Below are 22688 nucleotides of genomic sequence, written 5' to 3'. Positions count from 1 at the left end.
CTACAGCCCCATAAGCGGCCGCAAGGTGACTGCAATGGGCCGATGATCCGAGGCAAAAACAGGCAGTACACGTGCGCTTAAACACTGCATCCCTTCTACCAGGCACCGATCAATCCTGATCGGCAGCAAATCGACCATCCGATGGGTAGGGGCTTTTGGGCCAACATCCTTAAAGCCAGGCACCAATGTTGGCCCCAGCAAATTAAAATCGCCCAAAATAGCGCAAGGAGGAGAAAGCAGAGTCGCCAAGCGCCGCAACTGTTTACGGTTTAACATCTGCCCATGAGACAGATGCACGTTGGCCAAGGAAAATTTCTCATACTCAATAATCTGCGCATGGCGTTTAAATAACGGGCCAGAAGGAATGGTGCAGGCTCTGGGTGCGCGTGCAAACGGAATGCGGCTCCAACATGCCACGCCATGAATACGCCCCGGCTGCGGATTACGCGCATAGTGGCCACCAATAACATCTGGCAGCACATCAATTTCCACCGTGGCTTCCTGCATAAGCAGCACATCGGGCTTTTCTGCCTCAATAAGGGCCGCAATATCATGCACGGTTGCCCCGGTGCGGCGCAGCAGGTTCCAACTGATAACCCGCACCCCTTCCATGTCGCATGCCACAAAAGAATGGGCTGACTTGCGACGTGCAAACTCAACCAACCGAGAGAGTGGGCGCCTCATTGTGTCACAGTCCTTTTTTCATCCTGCGTAATGGGCTGCGCGGCTTCATCCGCGGCAAATTCCGTTGTCAGGGTAAAACCTATTGCCAGCAGGATCGGCCCCAGAAAAATACCTACGCCACCAAAAGCCAGCAGGCCGCCAATAACGCCCAGCACTGTTAGGAGATAGGGAAGCTTGCTGCCACGTGCAATAAACAGCGGGCGGATGAGATGATCTGCCCCGGAAATAATCAGAACACCGTAAAGCAAAAGCAAAAGGCCTTTTCCCGGATGGTGCATGCCAAACAACCATAGGGCAGCAGGTATCCATACCAACGGCGCACCTATGGGAAAAACTGCTAAAAATGCAGCCAGCACACCCAGAATAACAGCCTCACCAACCCCCAGCAGCCACAGGCCCAAACCTGTAAGTATGCCCTGTATGATGGCCGTGCCTAAAATGCCATACACTGTTCCGCGTACTGTGCTGCCAACAATGTGCAGATGCCGCCCCGCCTGATGCCCGGCAATACGCACCATTACAGCCTGCACTGTATCCCACAACATGGGACCGCTGAGCCAGAAAAAGAAGGCAATAAACAGCGCCATAACCAGATGCAAGGCCCCGTTAGCCATGCGCATCAGCACTTCAAGCAAAGATTGAATAATCTCACCCGCATAGGGGCGCAGTTCATCCCCCACAGAGCTGATATTGCGGCTCCAGCGCTCCCAATGATGGCTGATATCCGGCCCAAAGGCGGGCATGGAGGCAATCCAGTGGGGCAGGGGTGGCAGTTCGTGGATTGTACCTACAAATGCCATAACCTGCCGGGCCCATCGCGGCCCGGATGAAACACAGGCAGAGGCCAAAAACGCCAAGGGCAAAACCACACCCACAGCGCAAAGCAACGTCATGGTTAGGCTGGCGGCATTTGGCCCCATGCGCCTACGCAAGTGCTGGAACAACGGCCACGTTGTATAAGCCAGAACGCCCGCCCACAGCAGGGCGGAAGAAAAGGGTGCAAGCACCAGCACGCACCCATACGTAATGCCGCCCAAAAGCAGAAGCCGCATGATGCGTTCGGTAGAAGCGGGCTGACCAGTTGCCATCCTGCCATTAAATCATGAAATCCATTTTTTGTCTGGTAGGAAAACAAAAGTTCTGCATGCACAGCCAACATGGCGCATCATGATGTTTTGTTTGCCAGCCAGGCAGGGCTGTGTGATCCTGATGAGAGAATTTTCAAAAACCATGATGTTTCAGGCAGCCGATATGTCTCCTCTTATTTCCACACAACAACTGGCCGAAATGCACGGCACGCACGGTGTACACCTTCTGGACGCAACAGCCCTGCTACCCGGAGAAACCTTTAACCCACAGCAGAACTTTGCCAGTGCACATATTCCGGGCAGCCAGTATTTTAATATTGAACTTTTTTCTGACCCCGAAAGCGCTTTGCCACATACGGCGCCCTCTGCCGCGCATTTCAGCCATCTGTTTGGCAGAATGGGAATAACCGCGCAGGACACCGTGGTTTTTTATGATCAGGGAAATGTAGCATCTGCTTGCCGCGGATGGTGGTTAACGCGCCTGTTCGGGCATGAACGCAGTTTTATCCTTGATGGCGGATTACCTGCATGGATACGGGATGGACACCCAACAGAAGCAGGCATACCTGCAGCAACTTTGCCAGCCCCCTATCAGCCACGCACCTGCTATACACGCATTGTAGGCTTGGGAGACATGCTGGACATTGTAACACATACCCTACGCCCCGTTTTGGATGCACGCAGTGCGGCCCGTTTTTATGGGGAAACACCAGAACCACGGCCCAACGTTGCTTCTGGCCATATGCCAGGTGCACGCAATATGCCTTATAAAAGCCTGCTGGACGCACACGGGAAGTTCTTACTGCCAGAACAGTTGCGTCCCATGTTTTTTAAGGCTGGCATTACGGAATCTGATAGCCCCATAACCACCTGTGGCTCTGGCATGACAGCAGCCGTATTGACGGCTGGCTTGGCAATTGCCGAGCTTGATATGGGAGCATTGTATGATGGATCCTGGGCTGAATGGGGCAGTTTCCCCAATGCGCCTGTAACAGTGGAACGCACAGCATGACGGACGAAAACAAAGTTTCTGCCGGATGGTTGAAACTGGCATCTTCTCTCAGCCATGTTGCCCGTCCACCGGCAACAGAGACAGGAACCTACGTCAACTTGCCTCTGGAACGTGGCTCTACCGTGGTGTTTCCCTCGTTGGAGGCCATGCAGCAAACCGGCCGCAAACGGTATGAGCATGTCAGCATTTATGGGGCCATGGGCTCTCCCACCCAGCATGAGCTGGAAAAGGCCATTGCAACCATAGAAGGTGGAACAGACACACAAATTGTGTGCTCTGGTCTGGCAGCCTGTACCACACCGCTTTTGGCGTTTTTAAAAGCCGGAGATCATTGTCTGCTGGCAGATAATGTATATGGCCCAACCCGACGCTTTGCAGAAAATATGCTCAAGCGCTTTGGCGTGGAAATCTCCTATTTTCCACCTTGTGCAGATGCCGCAGCCATAACAGCCCTTATGCGCCCCAATACACGTGTGGTGTTTACAGAAAGCCCCGGCAGCCACACGTTTGAGGTGCAGGATGTTGCCATGCTGGCAGATATTGCCCATACGCACGGGGCCTTGCTTTTTTTAGACAACACGTGGGGGTTTGGTATTTTTGCGCCGTTTAAGCACGGGGTAGATGTCTCCATTCAGGCGCTTACAAAATACCCTGCAGGCCATTCCGATGTCATTGCCGGGGCCATTACCGTTGCTGATACGCATCTATGGCATACTTTGCGTGATGCCTCTGTTCAGATGGGGCAAGTGGCAGGCCCGGATGAATGTTGGCTTACACTGCGTGGCCTCCGCACCATGGGTGTAAGGCTGGCACAGCAGGCAAAATCTGCCTTGCAGATTGCCAAATGGCTACAAACCCAGCCAGAAGTTGCACGCGTGCTGCACCCGGCATTGCCGGAATGCCCAGGCCATACATATTGGAAACGTGACTTTACCGGGGCAGGCAGCCTGTTTGGTGTTGTTCTGAAAGCCGATTACACGGTGCAGGACATGCAGCGCATGATTGATGCCCTGAAGATGTATGGCATTGGGGCATCTTGGGGAGGGTATGAAAGCCTGATTCTTCCTACCACTGGTGGTATTACACGCAGCGGTGAATCTCCCATACAAGCTGGTCCAGCTTTTCGGCTCCAGATTGGGCTGGAAAATCCGGATGATCTGATTGCTGATTTGCAACAGGGTTTACGAGTTCTTACAAATATCTAACCACTTGATTTACCAGCCGGGGTTAGTTGGCAGAACCCCGGCTGCGATAGGTAGCTGCTTCCGCCACGTGCTGGGGTTGAATATCTGCTTCAACAGCCAGATCAGCAATACTGCGGGCCACGCGTAACATACGCGTATAACCACGCGCGGAAAAACGAAATCTGGCGGCGATGGCCTGCGCCATATTCTGTGCTTCTGTTGAGATACACAAATCTTCCAATGCGGCTTCTGCGTTCTTACGTGCACCTTGCCGCTCTGCCTGCATCTGGCGCGCATGGTGCACGCGTTGCGCCACCGTTGCGCTGTTTTCTCCCGGTGGGCCTGCCATATATCCCAACGGCTCATAGGGCTGCATGGCCAGATGCATGTCTATTCTGTCCAGCAATGGGCCAGAAAGACGGTTCATATAATCCTCGCCACAACGCGGCGCTTTCCGACATTCCCGGCTGGCATCTCCCAGATAACCGCAGCGGCACGGGTTCATGGCTGCAATAAGCTGAAAACGGGCAGGGTAGGTTACATGCACGGCAGCGCGTGCAATGCTGATCTGACCTGTTTCCAACGGTTGCCGGAGTGCCTCCAAAGCAGAACGGGAAAATTCCGGCAATTCATCCAGAAATAGCACGCCCCGATGCGCCAGACTGATTTCACCGGGCCGCGCACGTGCACCTCCGCCCACCAAAGCGGGCAGACTGGCGGAATGGTGCGGATCACGAAAAGGCGGGCGTCTTATGGGCCGACCACCAACCAGCAAACCCGCCGCACTATAAATGCGCGAAACGTCCAGACTCTCTGCCACAGAAAGATCTGGCAGCAGGCTCGGTAAACGCGCAGCCAGCATGGATTTACCAGCCCCCGGCGGCCCACTGAGCAGAAGGGAGTGCCCGCCTGCGGCTGCAATTTCCAGCGCACGGCGGCCTGTTTCCATCCCACGTATATCTGCCAGATCGGGTTCAGAAACCGGTTCATCTTCCTGCGCAGAAAATGCTGGAGGAGATAAAACCTGCAATCCATTAAAATGATTGATAAGTGCCAGCAGGTCTGGTGCTGCCAGAATGGAAATATTACCACCACACAGAGCTTCCTGCCCTTGAGCGGCCGGACATACCAAACCCAGATTCATGGAAGCCGCTTCCAGGGAAGCAGAAAGCACACCCGCAACCGGATTCAACCGTCCATCCAAGGAAAGTTCGCCCAAAGCGGCATAACGCGCCACTTCTTCGCCCGGTATCACGCCCATGGCTGTCAGCAACGCCAAGGCTATGGGAAGATCGAAATGCGATCCTTCCTTGGGAATATCCGCGGGGACAAGATTAACCAGAATACGCTTGGCGGGCAGGGCAAGCCCGATTGAAGTGAGCGCCGCACGCACACGCTCACGCGCTTCCGCCACGGCTTTATCTGGCAGCCCAACCATTAAAAAGGCTGGTAAACCGCTGGAAATCTGCACTTCCACCCAAACGGGGCGAGCTTCTATGCCACAAAAGGCAAAGCTACGGATGCGGGAATTGAGTATTCCCGCCCCGATAGACACGCTTATTTACCTTTGTAAATCAGGCGTGCACGGATTGTGCCTTCCAGACCGCGCAGGGCCTGAAGAAGACGATCATCCAGTTCCGTGTTGCCGCCGGTGTCGGCTTCAATCACCACGTAACCGATTTCCCCATCCGTCTGCAAAAACTGCGCCGTAACGTTGCAATCTGCATTCATGAAGATTTCGTTCAGGCGCATCATCATGCCCGGCACATTGCGGTGCGCGTGCATAAAGCGCGTGCCACGTGGGCTTTGCGGCAACTGAACGCCAGGGAAGTTCACGGAACCGAATGTGGACCCCACATCGGAGTATTCCACCAGTTTACGCGCCACTTCCACGCCAATGCGTTCCTGCGCTTCCACCGTAGAGCCACCAACATGTGGGGAGAGGATAACATTATCCAGCCCCTGCAAAGGTGTTTCCAGCTTGTCGTTCGGACCTTTGGGTTCCTTGGGGTACACATCAATGGCTGCACCCAGCAGATGGCCACTTTTCAACGCTTCTGCCAGCGCATCCAGATCAACCACGTTGCCACGTGCATTGTTGATGAGGAAAGAGCCTTTCTTCATCGCCTTGATCTGGGCTTCACCCATCAGGTTCTTGGTTGTGGGCAGCTGCGGCACATGCAGGCTTACAACATCACTCTGTGCCAGCAGGTCTTCCAACGTTTCTACCGGCAGCGCATTCCCGTGGCCCAGCTTGTCCACCACATCATAATACACCACACGCATGCCAAAGGCTTCTGCCAGCACGGAAAGCTGGGAACCAATGGAGCCATACCCCACAATACCCAGCGTTTTACCACGTACTTCCCAGCTATTATGGGCGGATTTTGACCACTTACCTTCATGGCATTCCACAGAGCGTGGGAAAATACGGCGCATGAGCATGACAATTTCGCCCATCACCAGTTCCGCCACGGAACGTGTGTTGCTGTAAGGCGCGTTAAAAACGGGAATACCGTTCATACGCGCGGCTTCAAGATCAACCTGATTGGTGCCGATGCAAAAGCAGCCAATGGCCATAAGCCGGTCTGCGCCATCCAGCACTTCCTTGGTCAGCTGCGTGCGGGAGCGGATGCCAACAATATGCACACCTTCCAGCGCCTCTTTGAGGGCATCGCCCTCCAGCGCGCCTTTGTGGCGCACCACATTTTCATACCCGCTGGCCTTGAGAAGGGCGACGGCACTATCGTGGATACCCTCCAGCAGCAGAATGCGGATCTTGTCCTTGGGGAGAGACAGGTGCGTGCTTGTGCTCATGTAGAACCGACCAAATAGCTGTTGTGCCGAGCCGCAGACCTATCTCAAAAACCACAAAATTGATAGGGCTGCCGCATTGGAGATAAAGAAAAGACGCTGAAATCTAGCGATCAGCCTGCAAGGTTGCCACGGCTTGCTGATGCAAAGAGGCCGAACCAGCCGCCAGTACCGTGCGGTCTCCCTCCATTTGCAGGGGAGAACCATCCCACGCGGTTATCACGCCGCCAGCACCTTCAATAATCGGCACAAGGGCAGCCCAGTCCCACGGATTCATGTCACATTCGGCAATCAAATCAATCTGCCCCAATGCCAAAAGGCCATAGGCGTAGCAATCTCCACCCCATGTCATGCGTTTGGCGCAGGCTTTCAGTGTTTTCCAGCCTGTATGCGGGGCCAGTTCCAACATTTCAGGGGATGTGCAGGACATTTCTGCCGCTTCCAGCGCCACATTCTTTCGCGTGGCGGGCTGCCCCCCAATGGGTGAAGAAAACTGCGTTGGCTGGCCTTTTATGCCCAACCAACGCTCATTCAGAACAGGCTGATCCAGCAACCCCAGAACGGGCACACCTTGATGGCACAGGGCAATAAGTGTTCCAAACAGGGGGCGGCCCGTTACAAAGGCGCGCGTGCCATCCACCGGATCCAGCAACCATTGCCACGGCGCTTGTGCGTTTTCATGGCCAAATTCCTCACCAAATACACCGTGGTCTGGCAGACGTTCAGCCAGAATGGCGCGCATCACCCGTTCTGCGCTGCGGTCTGCAATGGTTACGGGGCTTTCATCCTTTTTGTCATCCACGGCCACATCTCGTCGAAACCACGGGCGCACAACCGTGCGGGCAGCATCTGCCATCATAGTGGCAACATCAGTAAAAAGGCTGAGTTCATCCGAGTGTGTCATGGTGTGCATCCTGCCTGAACGGGCGCAGCCTGCCCGCCGAGTGTGTGAAGAAATGCAATAATATCTGCCCGCTGGCCGGGGTCTGGTATTCCGGTAAGAGACATACGCGTACCCGGCGCAAAACGGGCAGGGGCTATAAGCCAGTCTGCCAGCATCTGGTCTGTCCAGTGTTGGCCTGCATGCTGGCGCAGGGCGGCAGAATAGGTGTAACCTGCACATGTTGCCACACCACGCCCTGCAACACTGGCCAGCGGTGGCCCGGCATTTTCCGCAGCGCCCCCAGCCAAGGCATGGCACTGTGCACACACCTGCCTAACAGTTGCCCCCCCGCGCTGCACATTGGCCTGCGCCATAAAGGGACCGATAGGGACAGGTTCCAACCCTGGCAGAGAAAAGGCAGGGCGGGCGGGGGCCGTATCTGGCACAGTACTGCGTGCGGCAAATACACATGTTGCCAACACTGCCGCACTTAATACGGTAGAAACTGCTATTCTGTTCAGAAACCTGCCATCCATGCCGGGGAGGCACCTCGTTTTCTGCCGGTTGCGTTTACCGTGCAGCTTTCATAAACTGCGCGCCGCTTTCAACCGGCTATAGGACGAGCCGCTTTTCGGAGCAAGCTGATGGTTTCTTCTCTTGTTGTCATACCTGCCCGGCTTGCTTCCACACGCCTGCCCGGAAAGCCGCTGGCAGACATTGCGGGCCGCCCAATGGTCTTACGTGTGTGGGATGCCGCCATGGCCGCCAATATTGGCCCGGTTGTAGTGGCTGCGGCTGATCAGGACATTCATGATGCCGTAACTGCGGCTGGTGGCACCGCGATTCTGACAGACCCGAACCTTCCTTCAGGGTCAGACAGAGTATGGCAGGCCTCCCAGATCTTTGACCCCGATGGCAAATATGATGTGCTGCTGAACCTTCAGGGGGATCTGCCAACGTTTGAACCCCAGGCCCTGCGTGCTGTTATGGACGTTATGGCCAACCCGGCATATGATATTGGAACATTAGTTGCGCCTGTTACATCCGATGCAGAAAAAATGGCATCTTCTGTGGTAAAAGTTGCCTGTGATTTCTCAGAAGATGCGTTAACAGCACCTGCGCTTTATTTTTCCCGCCAGCCTATTCCGTGGGGAGATGGGCCATTTTGGCACCATATTGGTGTCTATGGATGGCGCCGTGCAGCTTTGCAGAAATTTGTAGCCCTGCCGCCCTCTGGCTTGGAAAAGCGTGAAAGTCTGGAGCAGCTTCGGGCGCTGGAAGCAGGCATGCGTATTGGGTGCACACGCCTTGCATCTGCACCTTTTGGGGTGGATACACCAGAAGATCTGGAACGCGCACGCCGTGCATTTGGAGCATAATGAAGGCATGACACAACAGGTTATCGCCTTTCAGGGCACCCCCGGCGCGTATTCTGATCTGGCCTGCCGCAATGCCAAACCGGGGTGGAAAACCCTGCCATGCCGCACTTTTGCCGATGCCATTGATGCCGTGCATCAGGGTCGGGCTGAACTGGCTATGCTGGCGTGCGAAAACAGCCTGGCCGGGCGCGTGCCAGATATTCATTCCTTACTGCCGGCTTCTGGCCTGAAAATTGTGGGGGAACATTTTCAACGCGTCGAGCATTGCCTGCTGGTTGTGCCCGGCACCCGTATGGAACAGGTAAAGCGCGTACACACACATCCGGTTGCATTGGGCCAGATCCGAAACCTGATTCGTGATTACAATCTGGAACCCGTAGCCGAGTTTGATACAGCCGGCGCCGCAGAATTGGTGGCCCTATGGAAAAAGCCTGAAGAGGCCGCCGTGGCATCTGCGCTGGCAGCCAAACTATATGGGCTGGAAATTCTTAAACGGAATGTAGAAGACGCAACCCATAACACCACCCGGTTTTATATTGCCTCCCGCACATCTGTTATGCCGCCGGTTGATACCCCCAATGTTATGACCACCCTGATATTCAGCGTCAAAAACATTCCTGGGGCGTTGTACAAAGTACTGGGTGGTTTTGCCACCAACGGCGTAAACATGACACGGCTGGAAAGCTATATGTCTGGTGAGACCTTTGCCTCCACCCGTTTTTTGCTGGATGTTGACGGCCACCCCGATGATACACGGCTAAGCAAAGCACTGGCAGAGCTTGATTTTTTTGCACAGGACACCACAATTCTAGGTGTCTACCCTCAATCGCCCTTCCGCCAGCACACCTCTGCCGAAGGGCAGGACACACCGCGCACCATGCCGGTAAATGCCATTTCAGGATAAGTGACTGCCCATGTCTGATACCTTTTTCTCCGGGTCCATTACCGCGCTGATTACCCCCATGAACCGGGACGGCAGTCTGGATTTTGCCTCGTTCGAAAAACTGGTGGACTGGCAGATACGTGAAGGCACATCTGCGCTCTGCGCCGTGGGCACAACGGGGGAAAGTCCAACCCTTTCCTATACCGAGCACCATGCTGTTGTGGAACGGACCATCAAGGTTTCTGCCGGGCGTGTTCCCGTTATTGCGGGCGCAGGTTCAAACAGCACATCCGAAGCCATAGATCTTGCACAGCACGCACAAAAAGCCGGGGCAAGCGCCGTACTGGTTGTGGCGCCCTATTACAACAAGCCCACGCAGGAAGGGCTTTACCGGCATTACATGGCCATAGCGGATGCTATTTCCATTCCGGTTATTCTTTACAACATTCCCGGTCGTTCCATTGTTGATATCAGCGTGGAAACAATGGCGCGTCTGGCACGGCACCCCAACATTATTGGTGTAAAAGACGCCACAGCCAACCTGTTGCGCCCATTGCAGGTGCGCCGGGCTGTAGAAAAACGCTTCAATCAGCTTTCTGGGGAAGATGGTACTGCTGTAGCTTTTCTGGCCGCAGGGGGCGATGGCTGCATTAGTGTTACCGCCAATGTGGCCCCGGCATTGTGCGCCAACGTGCAAAAAGCATGGCAGGAAGGCCGCACGCAGGATGCCATTGCGCTACAGGATAAACTTCTGCCTTTGCACGATACGCTTTTTTGCGAGAGCAATCCGGCCCCAGCCAAATACGCGGCCAGCCTACTTGGGCTAGCCGGTGAGACCTGCCGCCTGCCACTTGCTCCGCTCACCGAACCTTCGCGCGAGAAGGTGCGCGCCGCCCTTGTTGATGTTGGGCTTTTGAACTGATGAGCTCCAAATCTGGAAAATCCGCCAAAAGTGCCATGATTTCTCATGGCATGGTGGCGCAAAACCGTAAGGCGCGCTTCAATTACAATATTCTGGAAACCATTGAAGCCGGACTTGTGCTGAAAGGGCCGGAAGTTAAAAGCCTGCGCCTTGGCCGTGCCACGATTAACGAAGCCTTTGCCGGGGAGCGGGATGGAGAGCTTTGGCTGTTCAACAGTTACATCCCAGAATATCAGGGTGGGGTGCTCTCGCGCTTTGATACGCGTGCTCCGCGCAAATTGCTGATGCACCGCAAGGAAATGCGTAAGTTTATAGGTGCCATTGCCAAACAGGGCGCAACTTTGGTGCCTTTAAATGTGCATTTTAATGATAGAGGGATGGCCAAAGTTACACTCGGCTTAGGCGTGGGCAAGAAAAGCCACGATAAGCGGCAGAGCATTGCAGACAGAGACTGGCAGCGCGACAAGGCACGCTTAATTCGGAATAAGGGGAAGGGAGACTACTAAACAGTTTCCCAATTTTTCATACCCGTGCAAATCCCATAAAAAAACCCCGGCAAAACCGGGGTTTTTTCTTGAAACCTAATTCTAAAATCAGGATCAGGCCGGAGAAACTTCAGCAGCTTCCGGGCCTTTCTGGCCCTGAACCACCTTTACGTTTACACCCTGACCTTCGTTCAGAGCGCTCAGGCCAGACCGTTCAAGAGCAGAAGCGTGAACAAAAATGTCCTTGCCACCGCTTTCCGGGGTGATGAAGCCAAAGCCTTTGACAGAGTTGTACCACTTTACGGTACCACGTGTGTCTTCCGCCATGGACAGATCCGGGGCAGGGCGGCCAGCCGGGCGGCTGCCAAAACCGGGGCGCGGTGCACGGGGGCGTTCTGGCTGAGCGGTGCTTTCGTCAACGGAAATAACTTCCGCAACCTGGCGACCTTTGGGGCCCTGGCCAATCCGTACCACCAGTGTCGCACCGGGGCTTACGCCCTGATGGCCTGCCTGGGAGAGTGCATTCGCGTGCAGGAATACATCGCCGGTGCCATCTGCCAGTTCAACAAAGCCGAAGCCTTTTTCGCTGTTGAACCATTTAACAGTTGCACCAACTTCCGGCCCGGAAGCTACAACCTGCGGTCCACCCGCACCGGCGCCACGGCGCGGCGCAAATCCACCACGGTCCCCCCCGCCAAAAGCGGGGCGTTCACCAAAGGAAGGCATGGACATGTAATCGTCATCAAATCCGCCGCGGCGAGGAAAGCGAGAGCTGCGGTCGGTCCTGTTACTTTTCAACGGTCTTGATCCTGGAGTACGGAGAAGGCTGAAGCTTCTCCCGATATTGAAAAACGGGCAGTTTGCCGGAATGGGTTGACAGGTTTACGTAATTTGAAGAAAACGCCACCGTTCCCGTTCCTGAAAGCTGCAAATACGCCCACTGTTTCCGTAGCACAGCCAACAGCGTGCGACTATAGAAAAGCATGAAATTGGCGGGAGTTTCACACACTTTTCTCAATCTCACAGTTATGTGATACCTCTTTACCCATCGTCATCTGATGCTGGCATGATAGCAACAGCCAGACAGGATAAGGGGAAACGGGCTTTCTTGTGTGGGTATTATCTATTAAGAACAGCCAAGAATCATGCCCGCACATGGCCAAATGGAAGAAAAAGCATGCCCGTAGTTTTAAAACGGCTTCGCGCACGGCGCCTTGCCCTTGCGTCTCTTATGCTGGCAGGGGCATCCGTATGTTCTCTTTCTTCCGCCAAAGCGACTCCCGCCTCCGATAACAAGGGCACATGGACCCTTCAGGGTGAAAATGATGCCATCACCACCCTGAAAGGCACGTCGGACCAATATTATACCAGCGGCCTGCGTTTTAACTGGACATCTGGCACCAATACGCTGCCCACCCCCATTGCGGCCATTAACAAGGCCATTTGGGGGGAAGGCGTGCAGCGTATCAGCATTGGCCTGCAACAGATGATTTTCACACCGCGTAATACGCAGGTTGCCAGCCCGTGGGCACCGGGGCAGGCGCAAACCGCCCGTATTAATGACAGACCTTACTCCAGCCTGCTTCTGGGCACCGTAAACCTTATTAATGATACGGACAGAACCCGCAGCGTATTTGGCATTCAGTTTGGTATTATGGGGCCAGGCGGCTTGGGCGAGCAGCTCCAGAACGGATTCCACGGCCTGATTGGTGATACCAAAAATCAGGGCTGGTCTCATCAGCTCAAAAACCAGCCCATTTTTCAGGTGCAGGGTGGGCGCATCTGGCGTTTGCCGTTGGCGCATGTGTTTGGTGTGGAATTTGACATGCTGCCATCTGCCGCCGCTGCCATTGGTGACTACCAGATATATGGCCGCATTGGAGATGTGTTCCGGATCGGGCAGGGACTGGATAGTGATTTCGGCACCCCCACCATTCAGGCTTCAGGCACGGATGGCACGGATGCCTATAAATCCCGGCGTCCTTTTTCATGGTACATCTTTGGCGGCGTAACAGGTGAGGCCGTGGGGTATGATGCCTCATTGCAAGGCAACACCATGCGCAGCAATTCCCTGCATGTGATTAAAAAGTGGGATGTGGGTGAAATTCATGCCGGGCTGGCCTTTATGTTCTGTGGCCTGCGCATTTCCTATAGCCAGGTCTGGCAGACACAGCAGTTCACTACAGCCAAGTCTGGCCTGTTCAACTATGGCTCATTAATGGTTTCGGCAAAGTTCTGATTCTTTTTTCTGCATCACAGAAAGTCATTTGCACACAAAATAGGCATAAAAATTGTGCAACTTCCGATATTTTGTGTTTTTTTCGCCACGAGACATCGAACCTGCCTGCTTTTGAGGCGTTAACATCGGTTTTCTCGTAGCGTAGCGCGCCGCTGCTCTTTTACACTCCAAACATCAAGACCGAACCGGGATTGTAAGGGGATAAAAGAAACCATGCCGCGCACAACATCTTCTCAGCCGCACACCTGCCAGATCATTCCGTTCCAGATGGAAATCACATCTCGCCAGCAGGCTTATCTGACCCGTTGGGTGCAGGCCGCCCAGCCCATGGGTATTTGCGATGCGGATGTTTTTGTATCTGAACAGAAACAGGCTGGTATTTCCGCCGCCTATGTTGTGGTGTGGGTGCGCGAAACCCCAGATCCGGCTTACCAGATTTACTGCCACGGCAACCGCTGGATTGTTATGGATGCTATCCGTGACAATAAACTGGGCAGCTTCAACACTTTTGCCGAAGCCCTGAACATGATCCGCCCCGTTATGCCGCGCGAACAGGGCATTGTTGCCGCCTAAAATACCCCCAAGTTAAGTTATGTATTCCGGTTGGCCGCCTTTTTCCCCATAAAGAAGAAGGCGGCTTTTTTTTGCCCGCAGCCTTGCCGCAAAATATTACGAAATCCTGTTATTTCCATTTCAGGGATTGCCTCATGGGTTTCTCCTGCTGCAAGGACTACGCAGACCATGACCCGTTCGAGCCGATCTAAAAGGATCCTGAGATGACAAGCCTGACCCTCGCATATCCCGAAACCACCGTGCATGAGGCTACGGCAGCAGCAATCATCCGCGTTCTGGAAGCCAATGATGTAGATCCGGATATTGTAACCGGCCCTAAAGATGTGCTGGCCAACATGCTTAAAAAGGGCGAGGTCAATTTTTATGTTTCTGCATGGTTGCCGGATGAAGATGCCGCCATGCTGGCCCCCGGCATTTTGCCACTTGGCAATTTGTTTCGCCCAGCAGCCCATTGCTGCATTTCCGCAGAAGATACACCCCTGACATCTTTGGATGATGTGGCGCAAGCTGGGTCTGAACTTTCCCGCACCATTATCACACCGGCATCCCTGCAAAAGCACATGGAAAACGTGCTGCAACAGTATGAGCTAGGTGCCGCAGGATTCAGCCTGAAAGTGCTGCCCGATGAAGAAGCACTGGCAGAACTGAACGCTGCTCTCAAGCGGGAAGAACTGGTGCTGATGCCACTCTTTCAGCCCTGCTTTCTTTTTCATATTGGCGGTTTCCGTATTCTGAATGACCCCAAAAATGCACTGGGGGGCGAACAGGATGCACGTATTCTGATCCGTGCAGAAACCAAGGATGAAATGGAGCAGGACCTTCTGGACGAGCTGGATGAACTGATGCTGAGTGCCAAAATTATCAGCGCCATGGATTACGCTATGCGTGTTGAAGGCATGACAGCCGATGAAGCGGCCGAAGCCTGGCAGCGTGGCAAACTGCTGCCCCGCTAAGAAAAGGCTGCGCCAGCATGACAGATCAATCTCCCGCCGATACGCGTGATTCCAGCCTTGCGGCCCAGTATGAGGCGTATCCATACCCGGAAAGAAATCCGCAGGATGAAGCCAAGCGCCTTTTAATAGGCAGCCCCAGCCATCTGCGGGAAATTGATTACTGGGTTTTTGGTGCCAAACGCCCGCAAAGCCAGCCCTTGCGGGCCTTGGTGGCCGGATGCGGCACGGGGGACGGCGCCATTATGCTGGCAACACACCTGCAACGTGCCGGGCGCCCCGGTGAGGTTGTATGTGTAGATCGCTCACAAAAAGCGCTTTCCATTGCGCAGGCACGGGCGCAAGCGCGGAAACTGACAAATATCCGCTTTATTCAGGGATCTCTGACAGAGCTGGATACGCTTGATCTGGGCCTTTTTGATTATATTGATTGCTGCGGTGTGCTGCATCATTTGCCTGATCCTGATGCTGCACTGGCCTTGCTAGAAAAACATCTTGCCCCCGGTGGTGGCATGGGGTTGATGGTTTATGCACCTTATGGACGCACTGGCGTGTACATGGTGCAGGATGCGCTAGAAAAAATTGCTCCGCATTCCGAAACACCCCAAGCGCGGCTGGATATGGCGCGGCGCGTTATGCGCACACTGCCAGCGACAGCGTGGCTCCGGCAAAATGGAAACTTTGGAGATCATCTTTCTGGCGGTGATGCAGGATTATACGATCTGCTACTCAACCCAAGGGATCGCGCATATACCGTTACGGCATTTTTGGATTTTCTGGACAAAGCCGGGCTGGAACCTTCCTGCCTGATGGAACCGGCGCGGTATGATCCAACCCTGTTTCTACCAGACCCACGCCTGCGCACACGCATCAGCCATCTACCCTGGCAGCAGCAAGCTGCCATAGCGGAAGATCTGGCAGGCAACATGGCCACACATGTCGCCTACGTTGTACGCAAGGGCGCACGCGTTACGCCGCCTGACCCTATGGATTTTTCTGCTGTGCCCATCATGCGTGAGATACCGGGCATTGAACTGGCCAAACAGATGCGGCCAGACCACACATTGCCATTTGCTTTTGGCACACTGGTTGTGCCCATTCCCTTACCACCACAAATGCGGGGCATTCTGCCCCTGATTGATGGTGAACGCACAGTTGGCGCTTTGGCAGAAGCCGTGGCCCCACGTGGTATTTCAGAAAACAAGTTCCGCAAAGTATGGGCAGAAGGCTTTACCACTCTGGAGCGGCTTAACCGCGTGCTGTTACGGCCCCCAGCCTGATTGCACCCATTACGGGGCGTAAGATCTGATATGTCCGCATTGCCCGTAATTATTTTTGGTGCTGCCCTCAACTCAGATGGCAGCCCATCTGCCGCATTGTTGAACCGGGTGCACTCAGCCCTTGTATTTGGCACCACGCATAATTCTGTTTTGTATATCCCCACAGGTGGTGTGCCACAAAACGGCAAAACAGAAGCCGATGTGATGGTTTCCTGCCTGTTAGAGGCAGGCATTGCGCCAGAGCACATTCTGGCAGAGCCAACGGCTGGAGATACGTTTGATTCCGCCGTTGCCTGCACACACCTATTACGCCAGGCCGGATATTCTACACCTTCTCCCATAGCAGTTGTTTCCAGCCCCTTGCATGTGCCGCGCTGCGTTTTGCTTATGCGCCTTATGGGCTGGAAAGTGCAGACGGTGCCATTTTTACGTGCACAACCGCATGCTCCCAACATGCGCAAAAAACTCCTGCGTATCGCGCATGAATGTCTTGCCCTGCCGTGGGATGCACTGCTTGTTCTGGGCTGGCGTATTGTGCGGCGTTAAACTGCGCCGTATTCTGCCGCCCGATTTCCTGCTGGTCTGCGTTTTGCATGGCTTCCTTCTTACAGGCCGCCATTTTGCGCAAAACATAATAAAGCAGTCCGTGCAGTTCATGATCTTGCCAAAACAGGTGGCCTCCATCCGTCTGGCAAGGAAAAATTTGGAACAGTGAGTATCATGGCCGTTTACGCATTTGTTTTTCCCGGACAGGGCAGCCAGTTTGTTGGTATGGGGCAGGAACTGGCAGAAGCTTTTCCTGCGGCACGTTCTGTTTTTGAAGAAGTTGATGACGCCCTGGGCGAAAAACTCTCCAAAATTATTTTTGAAGGCCCGATGGAAAGCCTGACCAGCACAGAAAACGCACAACCGGCGCTTATGGCGGTTTCCATGGCTGTTCTGCGCGTTCTGGAACAGGATGGTGGTCTGGATCTTGCAGGCAAGGTCACGTTGCTGGCCGGGCACTCTTTGGGTGAATATTCCGCACTGGCTGCAGGGCGCGCTTTTGGTGTGGCAGAAGCCGCACGCCTACTGCGGTTGCGCGGACAGGCTATGCAGAAAGCTGTTCCCGCAGGGGAAGGGGGAATGGCAGCCCTTATTGGCGTCACATTGGCACAGGCAGAAGAGATTTGCGCCAAAGCCTCTGCCAAAGGCGATGTAGAAATTGCCAACGATAACGGCGGCGGCCAGATTGTTATTTCCGGCAAAATTGCAGGCATTGATGAAGCCATTGCCATCGCCAAGGAAATGAAGATCAAGCGCGCACTTAAGCTCCCTGTTTCCGCACCATTCCATTCCTCCCTTATGAAACCAGCGGAAGACGTCATGGCCGCAGCACTGGCCAAGGCGGACATTGCAGCCCCGATTGTACCGGTCATTGCCAACGTAACCGCTGAACGCGAAACCGATGCCGATACGATTCGGGAAAATCTGGTGCGTCAGGTAACAGGCCGTGTGCGCTGGCGGGAAAGTGTAGCTGCCATGGTTGGCATGGGCGTGGATACGTTTGTGGAAATTGGAGCAGGCAAAGTACTTTCCGGCCTAGTGCGCCGTATTGATTCTGAAGTGACTGGCCTTTCTGTAGGAACGCCCGCCGATATCGAATCTTTCCTGAAAACTTTGTAAAAACAGCGGGTAAATAAACATCATGTTCAAACTGGACGGAAAAACCGCACTGGTGACAGGCGCAACCGGTGGCATTGGCAGCGCCATTGCACGCCTACTGCATGCGCAGGGTGCAAAAGTTGTGCTGTCTGGCACGCGAGAAGCCGTGCTGCAAAAGCAGGCGGAAGAATTGGGGGAAGGGCGTGCTTTTTACGTTACCGCCAATCTTTCTGATGCCAAGGAAGCAGATGGCCTGATTACCAAGGCAGAAGAAGCCGCCGGCGCACCCATTGATATTCTGGTGAACAATGCGGGCCTTACGCGTGATATGCTGGCCCTGCGCATGAAGGATGAAGACTGGGATCAGGTTCTGAATGTTGATCTGTCTTCTCCGTTCCGGCTGTGCCGCGCTGCACTTAAAGGCATGCTGCGGCGGCGTGCCGGGCGCATTATCAATATTTCCTCGGTTATCGGCGCTACAGGCAATGCTGGACAGGCCAATTATGCTGCGGCAAAAGCTGGCATTGTGGGCATGAGCAAATCGCTCGCGCAGGAAGCGGGGCCTCGTGGCGTAACAGTAAATGTTGTGGCGCCGGGCTTTATTGTAACCCCCATGACAGACGTGCTGCCCGATGCGCAAAAAGAAAAACTTCTGGGCGTGATTCCTTTGGGGCGTCTGGGTCAGCCGGAAGATGTGGCATCCGCCGTGCTGTATCTGGCATCCGATGAAGCCGCATGGATTACGGGCACCACGCTGCATGTAAATGGTGGTATGGCAATGGTTTAAGGGTATATTCCCTTCAGGCTGGCCTTCATATTTGCCTGTGCAGATGAGAGGGTGCAAAATACTTTCAGATGTGGCAGACAGACTATACAAACACGCATATGGCCAAGGGAACGGAATAAACTCTTTCCGGTTTACCTTGGCTTGTGATGGAAAAACGTGCTAAGCGCCCGCAACCCCTGTTGGTGGGGAGGAATAATGGAAACAGTGCTGTTTTCTATTCTTCTGCTGCTAGGGGTTGTGGTAGAGCAGGCACCAGAACAACCTGCCCGCATGTAAAACCGGGCCTATGGGATACAAAGACAGATGAGCGAAATCGCTGATAAGGTTAAGAAAATCGTGGTCGAGCATCTCGGCGTCGAGGAAAGCAAAGTCACACCGGATGCGTCTTTCATTGACGACCTGGGCGCTGACAGCCTTGATACCGTTGAGCTGGTGATGGCGTTTGAAGAAGCCTTCAATGTCGAAATCCCCGAAGATGCAGCGGAAAAAATCACCACCGTTAAAGATGCTATTGATTACATCGAAAAGCAGAAAGCTGCCTGATTTTCAGGCACTTTTGCGTTTAACGGAAACTGTGGGTCCCTCTATTGTTTGAGGGACCATATACGTGCAGAACAGGGAGCGGGCTGGTTTGTTGCAGTCGGCCGGAGTAAATTCTGGACGGAGACGGGTAGTCGTCACCGGAATGGGCATCGTCGGGCCTCTGGGTCTGGGCGTTGAAAACGTATGGTCACGTTTGATCGCGGGTGAGAGCGGGATTGGTAGAATCTCGCACTTCGACCCTAGCGATCTGCCGGCCCATGTGGCTGGGGAAGTGCCGGAAGGGCCGACCGCCGAAGGAAAGCTGACACTTTCCGAGTGGATCCCCACTAAAGACCAGCGCAAAATGGACCGCTTCATTCACATGGGGTTGGTGGCAGCAACGGAAGCGGTAGAGGATTCCGGCTGGAAGCCCGAAACCGAAGAAGATAAATGCCGCACCGGTGTAATGATCGGCTCTGGCATTGGTGGTCTTCAAACCATCTATGATGCTTCCATCACTGTGCATGAAGGCCGGGCGCGGCGTCTTTCGCCGTTCTTTATCCCGTCCGCTCTCATCAATCTGGTTTCTGGCCATGTTTCCATCAAATATGGTTTTCAGGGGCCAAACCATTCAGTTGTCACGGCCTGCGCCACCGGTGTGCATGCCATTGGTGATGCCGCACGCATTATCATGTTTGGTGATGCCGATGTGATGGTGGCTGGGGGTGCGGAAGCAACCGTGTGCCCATTGGGTATTGCAGGTTTCTGTTCAGCCCGTGCACTTTCCACCGGCTTTAACGCGACGCCTGAAAAAGCCTCCCGCCCGTGGGATAAAGACCGTGATGGTTTTGTAATGGGTGAAGGCTCTGGCGTTGTTGTGCTGGAAGAATATGAGCACGCCAAAGCCCGTGGTGCCAAGATTTACGGCGAAATTATCGGATATGGCATGTCGGGCGATGCATACCATATTACCGCACCCGCAGAGGGTCATTATGGGGCGTACCGCGCCATGCGTGCTGCACTAAAGAGTGCAGACCTGACTCCCGCAGACATCAACTATGTTAATGCCCACGGTACCTCCACCATGGCGGATGACCTTGAGCTGGAAGCTGTTGAACGTCTGTTTGGGGATGATGCGCGTAAACTGGCCATGTCCTCCACCAAATCTGCAACAGGCCATTTGCTTGGCGCAGCAGGTGCCGTGGAAGCCATTTTCTCCATTCTGGCTATTCGGGATAACGTGGCGCCACCAACATTGAACCTGGACAATCCATCACGTGAAAGTGTGATTGACCGTGTTGCCCATACGGCGCAGCAGCGGGAAATCAATGTGGCTCTTTCCAACAGCTTTGGATTTGGCGGCACAAATGCCAGCCTGATTGTGCGTGGCGTCTAAACCTAAAAAAAAGCCAGCAAAACAGCCTGCCAGAAAAGGCCGTGCTGCCCTGAAATGGCTAGGGAGCCTGTTTCTTCTTTCTGCCTTGGCAGGGGGAGGAACAGGTTTTTTTGCATGGTATACCTATATACAACCGGGGCCTTTGGTTGAGGCCACGGATGTTGTTGTGCCACATGGCAATTACGCCAGCACCTTAGCAGCACTACAGCAAGCGCAGGTTCTCCCATCTGGCTGGTTAACGGATAAGCTGTTTGTTACGGCTATCTCTCTGACACGTAAAGATGGGCAGCTCCATGCGGCAGAACTTCATTTTCCGCAGCATGTTTCCATGCAGAATGTATTGTTTATTCTGCGGCATGGCAAACCCGTTTTACATAAACTAACCATTCCTGAAGGGCTTTCTGCCCACCAGATTCAGGCACTTATTGCCACAGCGCCATTTTTGAATGGTGATACGCCTTTGCCCGCAGAAGGCAGTACGTTGCCGCAAACCTACAATTATCTGCGCAACAGTACGCGCGCCGAACTTGTAAAGCGTGCACAAAACGCCATGCAAGTGGCACTTGCTACTGTTTGGCAAAAGCGTGATTCGGCCATTGATGGCATTTTACCATCTCCTCAGATTCTGCTGGTTCTGGCATCTCTGATAGAAAAAGAAACCGCTTTGCCTGCGGAAAGACCTGTTGTGGCGCGTGTTTTTCTAAACCGTCTGCAAAAGGGGATGAAGCTGCAAACAGACCCCACGGTTATTTACGCCATCACACATGGGAACCCGCCGCTGGGCCGTGCACTGACACGCACAGATCTTGCTACGCCAGACCCTTACAACACTTATGTTGTTACAGGGCTACCGCCTGGGCCTATCTGTTCTCCCGGTCTTTCTTCATTGGAGGCTGCGGCACACCCTGCCAGTGGGGATGCTCTTTTCTTTGTGGCAAATGGCAATGGTGGGCATAATTTTTCCACCACGCTGGCCGAACATAATCGGAATGTTTCTGTTTTTCGGCAGCATAATACGCACTAAGCGCTTTCTTCTTCTGTAAGAAGGAAAGCGCTTAGTGCCGCAAGCTTATTTAGATGGGCCCAGGCTTTCCTGCTTAATGCCACCGCCGCCAGATGCCCCAACAGTGTCATCCGCAAGCGCATCGGCATCGCTCTGAGAAACTGCATTACTGGTAGATGCGCGTGAAGATGTGGCAGAGCTACCCGTGCTTTTTGCCATAGCAGCATAACGCATCAGAACACTACGCAATGGGTCAGCATCCGGATTGTTCACACGCATGCTAACAACAATATCTTCCGGGCCAACGCTCTGCTTGTAATATTCCCGGTTTTCATCGCTGTTCACAGTCAGCTTGCTGCCACCAAGAGAAGCACCTGCAAATACACCCTGAGATTTCTGGGCGATCAGAATATCCGTATTACGCGCGCCAGCGTTTCCCTTGGCAATTGCTGTGCTCATGCTGGCAAAAGAGGCACCTGCATTGGAAGAAAACTGGAACTGGCTATCCAGCAAAGCCTGCAACCCGCGATCTGTCATGACAAAAAAGACAATTTCGGAACTCTGCACCCCAAACTGCAAGCCAAAGGATGCCGTGCTGAGCGTATAGAATGCCGGATCAGACCATGATCCACGTGCATCTCGCGCCAGCAGCAAGCAACCACCATGCGCACCACCAAATGCAATAGACATACGGAACATATCCGGGCACACCATTACGGCGCGCGCTTTGGCCAGATTGATTACCATTGGGCTTTGGCTGGTGGCGCCTACAAAAACGTCCTGTACGCTCAGGGCAGCCTTATCAACCAGCGCCTGAGTCTTATCAGCCGCCTGTGCTGGTGCCACAACACACAGAGAAACCGCAGCAGCCAGAGCCAAAGAAGCAGAAGAAAGGTAAGTAACCAGACGCATGCCGGAATTCTCCACAATAAGCCGGTAAATATGATCTGCTAGAAAGCA

At 54.0% G+C, this 22688-nt stretch carries 24 protein-coding genes; 16 read left to right on the top strand and 8 right to left on the bottom strand.

The features are described from left to right. Nucleotides 1–684 carry an endonuclease/exonuclease/phosphatase family protein gene (locus tag CSR02_RS11890; RefSeq protein ID WP_042787319.1) on the bottom strand — a complete coding sequence of 228 codons (684 nt, stop codon included), beginning with the start codon at nucleotides 682–684 and terminating at the stop codon, nucleotides 1–3. Then, entirely contained in the window at nucleotides 681–1772 is a 1092-nt protein-coding gene (locus tag CSR02_RS11885) for an AI-2E family transporter (RefSeq protein ID WP_042787320.1), read from the bottom strand. The genes CSR02_RS11890 and CSR02_RS11885 overlap by 4 nt, the downstream gene beginning before the upstream one ends. 121 nt (nucleotides 1773–1893) lie before the next feature. Here CSR02_RS11885 and CSR02_RS11880 point away from each other — a divergent pair, with 121 nt between their 5' ends. Next, nucleotides 1894–2784 (top strand): sulfurtransferase, encoded by an 891-nt coding sequence (locus CSR02_RS11880; RefSeq protein ID WP_183172552.1) that lies wholly within the window; start codon nucleotides 1894–1896, stop codon nucleotides 2782–2784. Continuing rightward, nucleotides 2781–3989 (top strand): cystathionine beta-lyase, encoded by a 1209-nt coding sequence (gene metC, locus CSR02_RS11875; RefSeq protein ID WP_099541756.1) that lies wholly within the window; start codon nucleotides 2781–2783, stop codon nucleotides 3987–3989. The genes CSR02_RS11880 and metC overlap by 4 nt, the downstream gene beginning before the upstream one ends. A 22-nt stretch (nucleotides 3990–4011) precedes the next feature. On the opposite strand, the gene CSR02_RS11870 is transcribed toward metC, so the two are convergent. The 4 genes from CSR02_RS11870 to CSR02_RS11855 all read right to left on the bottom strand — a co-directional run bounded on the left by CSR02_RS11870 (nucleotide 4012) and on the right by CSR02_RS11855 (nucleotide 8201). Beyond that, nucleotides 4012–5523, bottom strand: a complete 1512-nt coding sequence (locus CSR02_RS11870) for a YifB family Mg chelatase-like AAA ATPase (RefSeq protein ID WP_099541755.1) — start codon at nucleotides 5521–5523, stop codon at nucleotides 4012–4014. A gap of 2 nt (nucleotides 5524–5525) precedes the next feature. Further along, complete coding sequence (gene serA, locus CSR02_RS11865; protein WP_099541754.1) at nucleotides 5526–6785, bottom strand: phosphoglycerate dehydrogenase; 1260 nt, start codon at nucleotides 6783–6785, stop codon at nucleotides 5526–5528. Between the two features lie 103 nt (nucleotides 6786–6888). Then, nucleotides 6889–7686 carry an inositol monophosphatase family protein gene (locus CSR02_RS11860; RefSeq protein ID WP_183172553.1) on the bottom strand — a complete coding sequence of 266 codons (798 nt, stop codon included), beginning with the start codon at nucleotides 7684–7686 and terminating at the stop codon, nucleotides 6889–6891. Next, nucleotides 7683–8201: a c-type cytochrome gene (locus tag CSR02_RS11855; RefSeq protein WP_099541752.1), complete on the bottom strand. Its 519-nt coding sequence runs from the start codon at nucleotides 8199–8201 to the stop codon at nucleotides 7683–7685. Before CSR02_RS11855 ends, CSR02_RS11860 begins: the two co-directional genes overlap by 4 nt. 108 nt (nucleotides 8202–8309) lie before the next feature. On the opposite strand from CSR02_RS11855, the gene CSR02_RS11850 reads away from it, so the two are divergent. The 4 genes from CSR02_RS11850 to smpB are packed head-to-tail and all read left to right on the top strand — an operon-like array spanning nucleotide 8310 to nucleotide 11355. Next, nucleotides 8310–9044 (top strand): 3-deoxy-manno-octulosonate cytidylyltransferase, encoded by a 735-nt coding sequence (locus CSR02_RS11850; protein ID WP_099541751.1) that lies wholly within the window; start codon nucleotides 8310–8312, stop codon nucleotides 9042–9044. A 7-nt stretch (nucleotides 9045–9051) separates the two neighbouring features. Continuing rightward, on the top strand, nucleotides 9052–9948 hold the full coding sequence (locus CSR02_RS11845; protein ID WP_042787326.1) for a prephenate dehydratase: 897 nt from the start codon (nucleotides 9052–9054) through the stop codon (nucleotides 9946–9948). Nucleotides 9949–9958: 10 nt separating this feature from the next. Continuing rightward, nucleotides 9959–10849, top strand: a complete 891-nt coding sequence (dapA, locus tag CSR02_RS11840; protein ID WP_099541750.1) for a 4-hydroxy-tetrahydrodipicolinate synthase — start codon at nucleotides 9959–9961, stop codon at nucleotides 10847–10849. Next, entirely contained in the window at nucleotides 10849–11355 is a 507-nt protein-coding gene (gene smpB, locus CSR02_RS11835) for an SsrA-binding protein SmpB (RefSeq protein ID WP_042787328.1), read from the top strand. The genes dapA and smpB overlap by 1 nt, the downstream gene beginning before the upstream one ends. A 93-nt stretch (nucleotides 11356–11448) precedes the next feature. On the opposite strand, the gene CSR02_RS17170 is transcribed toward smpB, so the two are convergent. After that, entirely contained in the window at nucleotides 11449–12132 is a 684-nt protein-coding gene (locus CSR02_RS17170; protein WP_042787329.1) for a cold-shock protein, read from the bottom strand. A 379-nt stretch (nucleotides 12133–12511) separates the two neighbouring features. Here CSR02_RS17170 and CSR02_RS11825 point away from each other — a divergent pair, with 379 nt between their 5' ends. The 10 genes from CSR02_RS11825 to mltG all read left to right on the top strand — a co-directional run bounded on the left by CSR02_RS11825 (nucleotide 12512) and on the right by mltG (nucleotide 21749). Next, nucleotides 12512–13573, top strand: a complete 1062-nt coding sequence (locus CSR02_RS11825) for a lipid A deacylase LpxR family protein (RefSeq protein WP_042787330.1) — start codon at nucleotides 12512–12514, stop codon at nucleotides 13571–13573. 213 nt (nucleotides 13574–13786) lie between these two features. After that, nucleotides 13787–14146 carry a hypothetical protein gene (locus CSR02_RS11820; protein ID WP_099541749.1) on the top strand — a complete coding sequence of 120 codons (360 nt, stop codon included), beginning with the start codon at nucleotides 13787–13789 and terminating at the stop codon, nucleotides 14144–14146. A gap of 203 nt (nucleotides 14147–14349) precedes the next feature. After that, nucleotides 14350–15099 carry a glycine betaine ABC transporter substrate-binding protein gene (locus CSR02_RS11815; RefSeq protein ID WP_099541748.1) on the top strand — a complete coding sequence of 250 codons (750 nt, stop codon included), beginning with the start codon at nucleotides 14350–14352 and terminating at the stop codon, nucleotides 15097–15099. Nucleotides 15100–15116: 17 nt separating this feature from the next. Next, on the top strand, nucleotides 15117–16376 hold the full coding sequence (locus CSR02_RS11810) for a class I SAM-dependent methyltransferase (protein WP_099541747.1): 1260 nt from the start codon (nucleotides 15117–15119) through the stop codon (nucleotides 16374–16376). Nucleotides 16377–16406: 30 nt separating this feature from the next. Continuing rightward, on the top strand, nucleotides 16407–16922 hold the full coding sequence (locus CSR02_RS11805) for a YdcF family protein (protein WP_099541746.1): 516 nt from the start codon (nucleotides 16407–16409) through the stop codon (nucleotides 16920–16922). Nucleotides 16923–17096: 174 nt separating this feature from the next. Further along, the gene (gene fabD / locus CSR02_RS11795) at nucleotides 17097–18041 is read left to right on the top strand and encodes an ACP S-malonyltransferase (protein WP_099541744.1); all 945 of its coding nucleotides are present in this window, start codon (nucleotides 17097–17099) and stop codon (nucleotides 18039–18041) included. A 22-nt stretch (nucleotides 18042–18063) separates the two neighbouring features. Further along, entirely contained in the window at nucleotides 18064–18807 is a 744-nt protein-coding gene (gene fabG / locus CSR02_RS11790; RefSeq protein WP_099541743.1) for a 3-oxoacyl-[acyl-carrier-protein] reductase, read from the top strand. A gap of 303 nt (nucleotides 18808–19110) precedes the next feature. Beyond that, nucleotides 19111–19350 carry an acyl carrier protein gene (locus tag CSR02_RS11785; protein ID WP_003628807.1) on the top strand — a complete coding sequence of 80 codons (240 nt, stop codon included), beginning with the start codon at nucleotides 19111–19113 and terminating at the stop codon, nucleotides 19348–19350. A 64-nt stretch (nucleotides 19351–19414) separates the two neighbouring features. Beyond that, complete coding sequence (gene fabF, locus CSR02_RS11780) at nucleotides 19415–20725, top strand: beta-ketoacyl-ACP synthase II (RefSeq protein WP_183172554.1); 1311 nt, start codon at nucleotides 19415–19417, stop codon at nucleotides 20723–20725. Then, a complete protein-coding gene (gene mltG, locus CSR02_RS11775) occupies nucleotides 20715–21749 on the top strand; it encodes an endolytic transglycosylase MltG (protein ID WP_099541741.1) in 1035 nt (344 codons plus the stop codon). The genes fabF and mltG overlap by 11 nt, the downstream gene beginning before the upstream one ends. A 45-nt stretch (nucleotides 21750–21794) precedes the next feature. On the opposite strand, the gene CSR02_RS11770 is transcribed toward mltG, so the two are convergent. Next, nucleotides 21795–22640, bottom strand: coding sequence for a lipid-binding SYLF domain-containing protein (locus CSR02_RS11770; protein WP_042787339.1), 846 nt, complete (start codon nucleotides 22638–22640; stop codon nucleotides 21795–21797). Nucleotides 22641–22688 lie beyond the last annotated feature (48 nt).

Origin of the sequence: Acetobacter pomorum (assembly GCF_002738225.1) — a bacterium.
Classification (GTDB): Bacteria; Pseudomonadota; Alphaproteobacteria; order Acetobacterales; family Acetobacteraceae; genus Acetobacter; species Acetobacter pomorum.
The sequence above is the reverse complement of the archived record's forward strand: the minus strand, read 5'-3'. Positions and strand labels throughout refer to the sequence as shown.

What these genes read in the sequence shown, in the direction of transcription:
- CSR02_RS11890 (WP_042787319.1), bottom strand. Translation starts at nt 684, where the DNA reads ATGAGGCGCCCACTCTCTCGGTTGGTTGAGTTTGCACGTCGCAAGTCA.
- CSR02_RS11885 (WP_042787320.1), bottom strand. Translation starts at nt 1,772, where the DNA reads ATGGCAACTGGTCAGCCCGCTTCTACCGAACGCATCATGCGGCTTCTG.
- CSR02_RS11880 (WP_183172552.1), top strand. Translation starts at nt 1,894, where the DNA reads ATGAGAGAATTTTCAAAAACCATGATGTTTCAGGCAGCCGATATGTCT.
- metC (WP_099541756.1), top strand. Translation starts at nt 2,781, where the DNA reads ATGACGGACGAAAACAAAGTTTCTGCCGGATGGTTGAAACTGGCATCT.
- serA (WP_099541754.1), bottom strand. Translation starts at nt 6,785, where the DNA reads ATGAGCACAAGCACGCACCTGTCTCTCCCCAAGGACAAGATCCGCATT.
- CSR02_RS11860 (WP_183172553.1), bottom strand. Translation starts at nt 7,686, where the DNA reads ATGACACACTCGGATGAACTCAGCCTTTTTACTGATGTTGCCACTATG.
- CSR02_RS11855 (WP_099541752.1), bottom strand. Translation starts at nt 8,201, where the DNA reads ATGGATGGCAGGTTTCTGAACAGAATAGCAGTTTCTACCGTATTAAGT.
- CSR02_RS11850 (WP_099541751.1), top strand. Translation starts at nt 8,310, where the DNA reads ATGGTTTCTTCTCTTGTTGTCATACCTGCCCGGCTTGCTTCCACACGC.
- CSR02_RS11845 (WP_042787326.1), top strand. Translation starts at nt 9,052, where the DNA reads ATGACACAACAGGTTATCGCCTTTCAGGGCACCCCCGGCGCGTATTCT.
- dapA (WP_099541750.1), top strand. Translation starts at nt 9,959, where the DNA reads ATGTCTGATACCTTTTTCTCCGGGTCCATTACCGCGCTGATTACCCCC.
- smpB (WP_042787328.1), top strand. Translation starts at nt 10,849, where the DNA reads ATGAGCTCCAAATCTGGAAAATCCGCCAAAAGTGCCATGATTTCTCAT.
- CSR02_RS11825 (WP_042787330.1), top strand. Translation starts at nt 12,512, where the DNA reads ATGCCCGTAGTTTTAAAACGGCTTCGCGCACGGCGCCTTGCCCTTGCG.
- CSR02_RS11820 (WP_099541749.1), top strand. Translation starts at nt 13,787, where the DNA reads ATGCCGCGCACAACATCTTCTCAGCCGCACACCTGCCAGATCATTCCG.
- CSR02_RS11815 (WP_099541748.1), top strand. Translation starts at nt 14,350, where the DNA reads ATGACAAGCCTGACCCTCGCATATCCCGAAACCACCGTGCATGAGGCT.
- CSR02_RS11810 (WP_099541747.1), top strand. Translation starts at nt 15,117, where the DNA reads ATGACAGATCAATCTCCCGCCGATACGCGTGATTCCAGCCTTGCGGCC.
- CSR02_RS11805 (WP_099541746.1), top strand. Translation starts at nt 16,407, where the DNA reads ATGTCCGCATTGCCCGTAATTATTTTTGGTGCTGCCCTCAACTCAGAT.
- fabD (WP_099541744.1), top strand. Translation starts at nt 17,097, where the DNA reads ATGGCCGTTTACGCATTTGTTTTTCCCGGACAGGGCAGCCAGTTTGTT.
- fabG (WP_099541743.1), top strand. Translation starts at nt 18,064, where the DNA reads ATGTTCAAACTGGACGGAAAAACCGCACTGGTGACAGGCGCAACCGGT.
- CSR02_RS11785 (WP_003628807.1), top strand. Translation starts at nt 19,111, where the DNA reads ATGAGCGAAATCGCTGATAAGGTTAAGAAAATCGTGGTCGAGCATCTC.
- CSR02_RS11770 (WP_042787339.1), bottom strand. Translation starts at nt 22,640, where the DNA reads ATGCGTCTGGTTACTTACCTTTCTTCTGCTTCTTTGGCTCTGGCTGCT.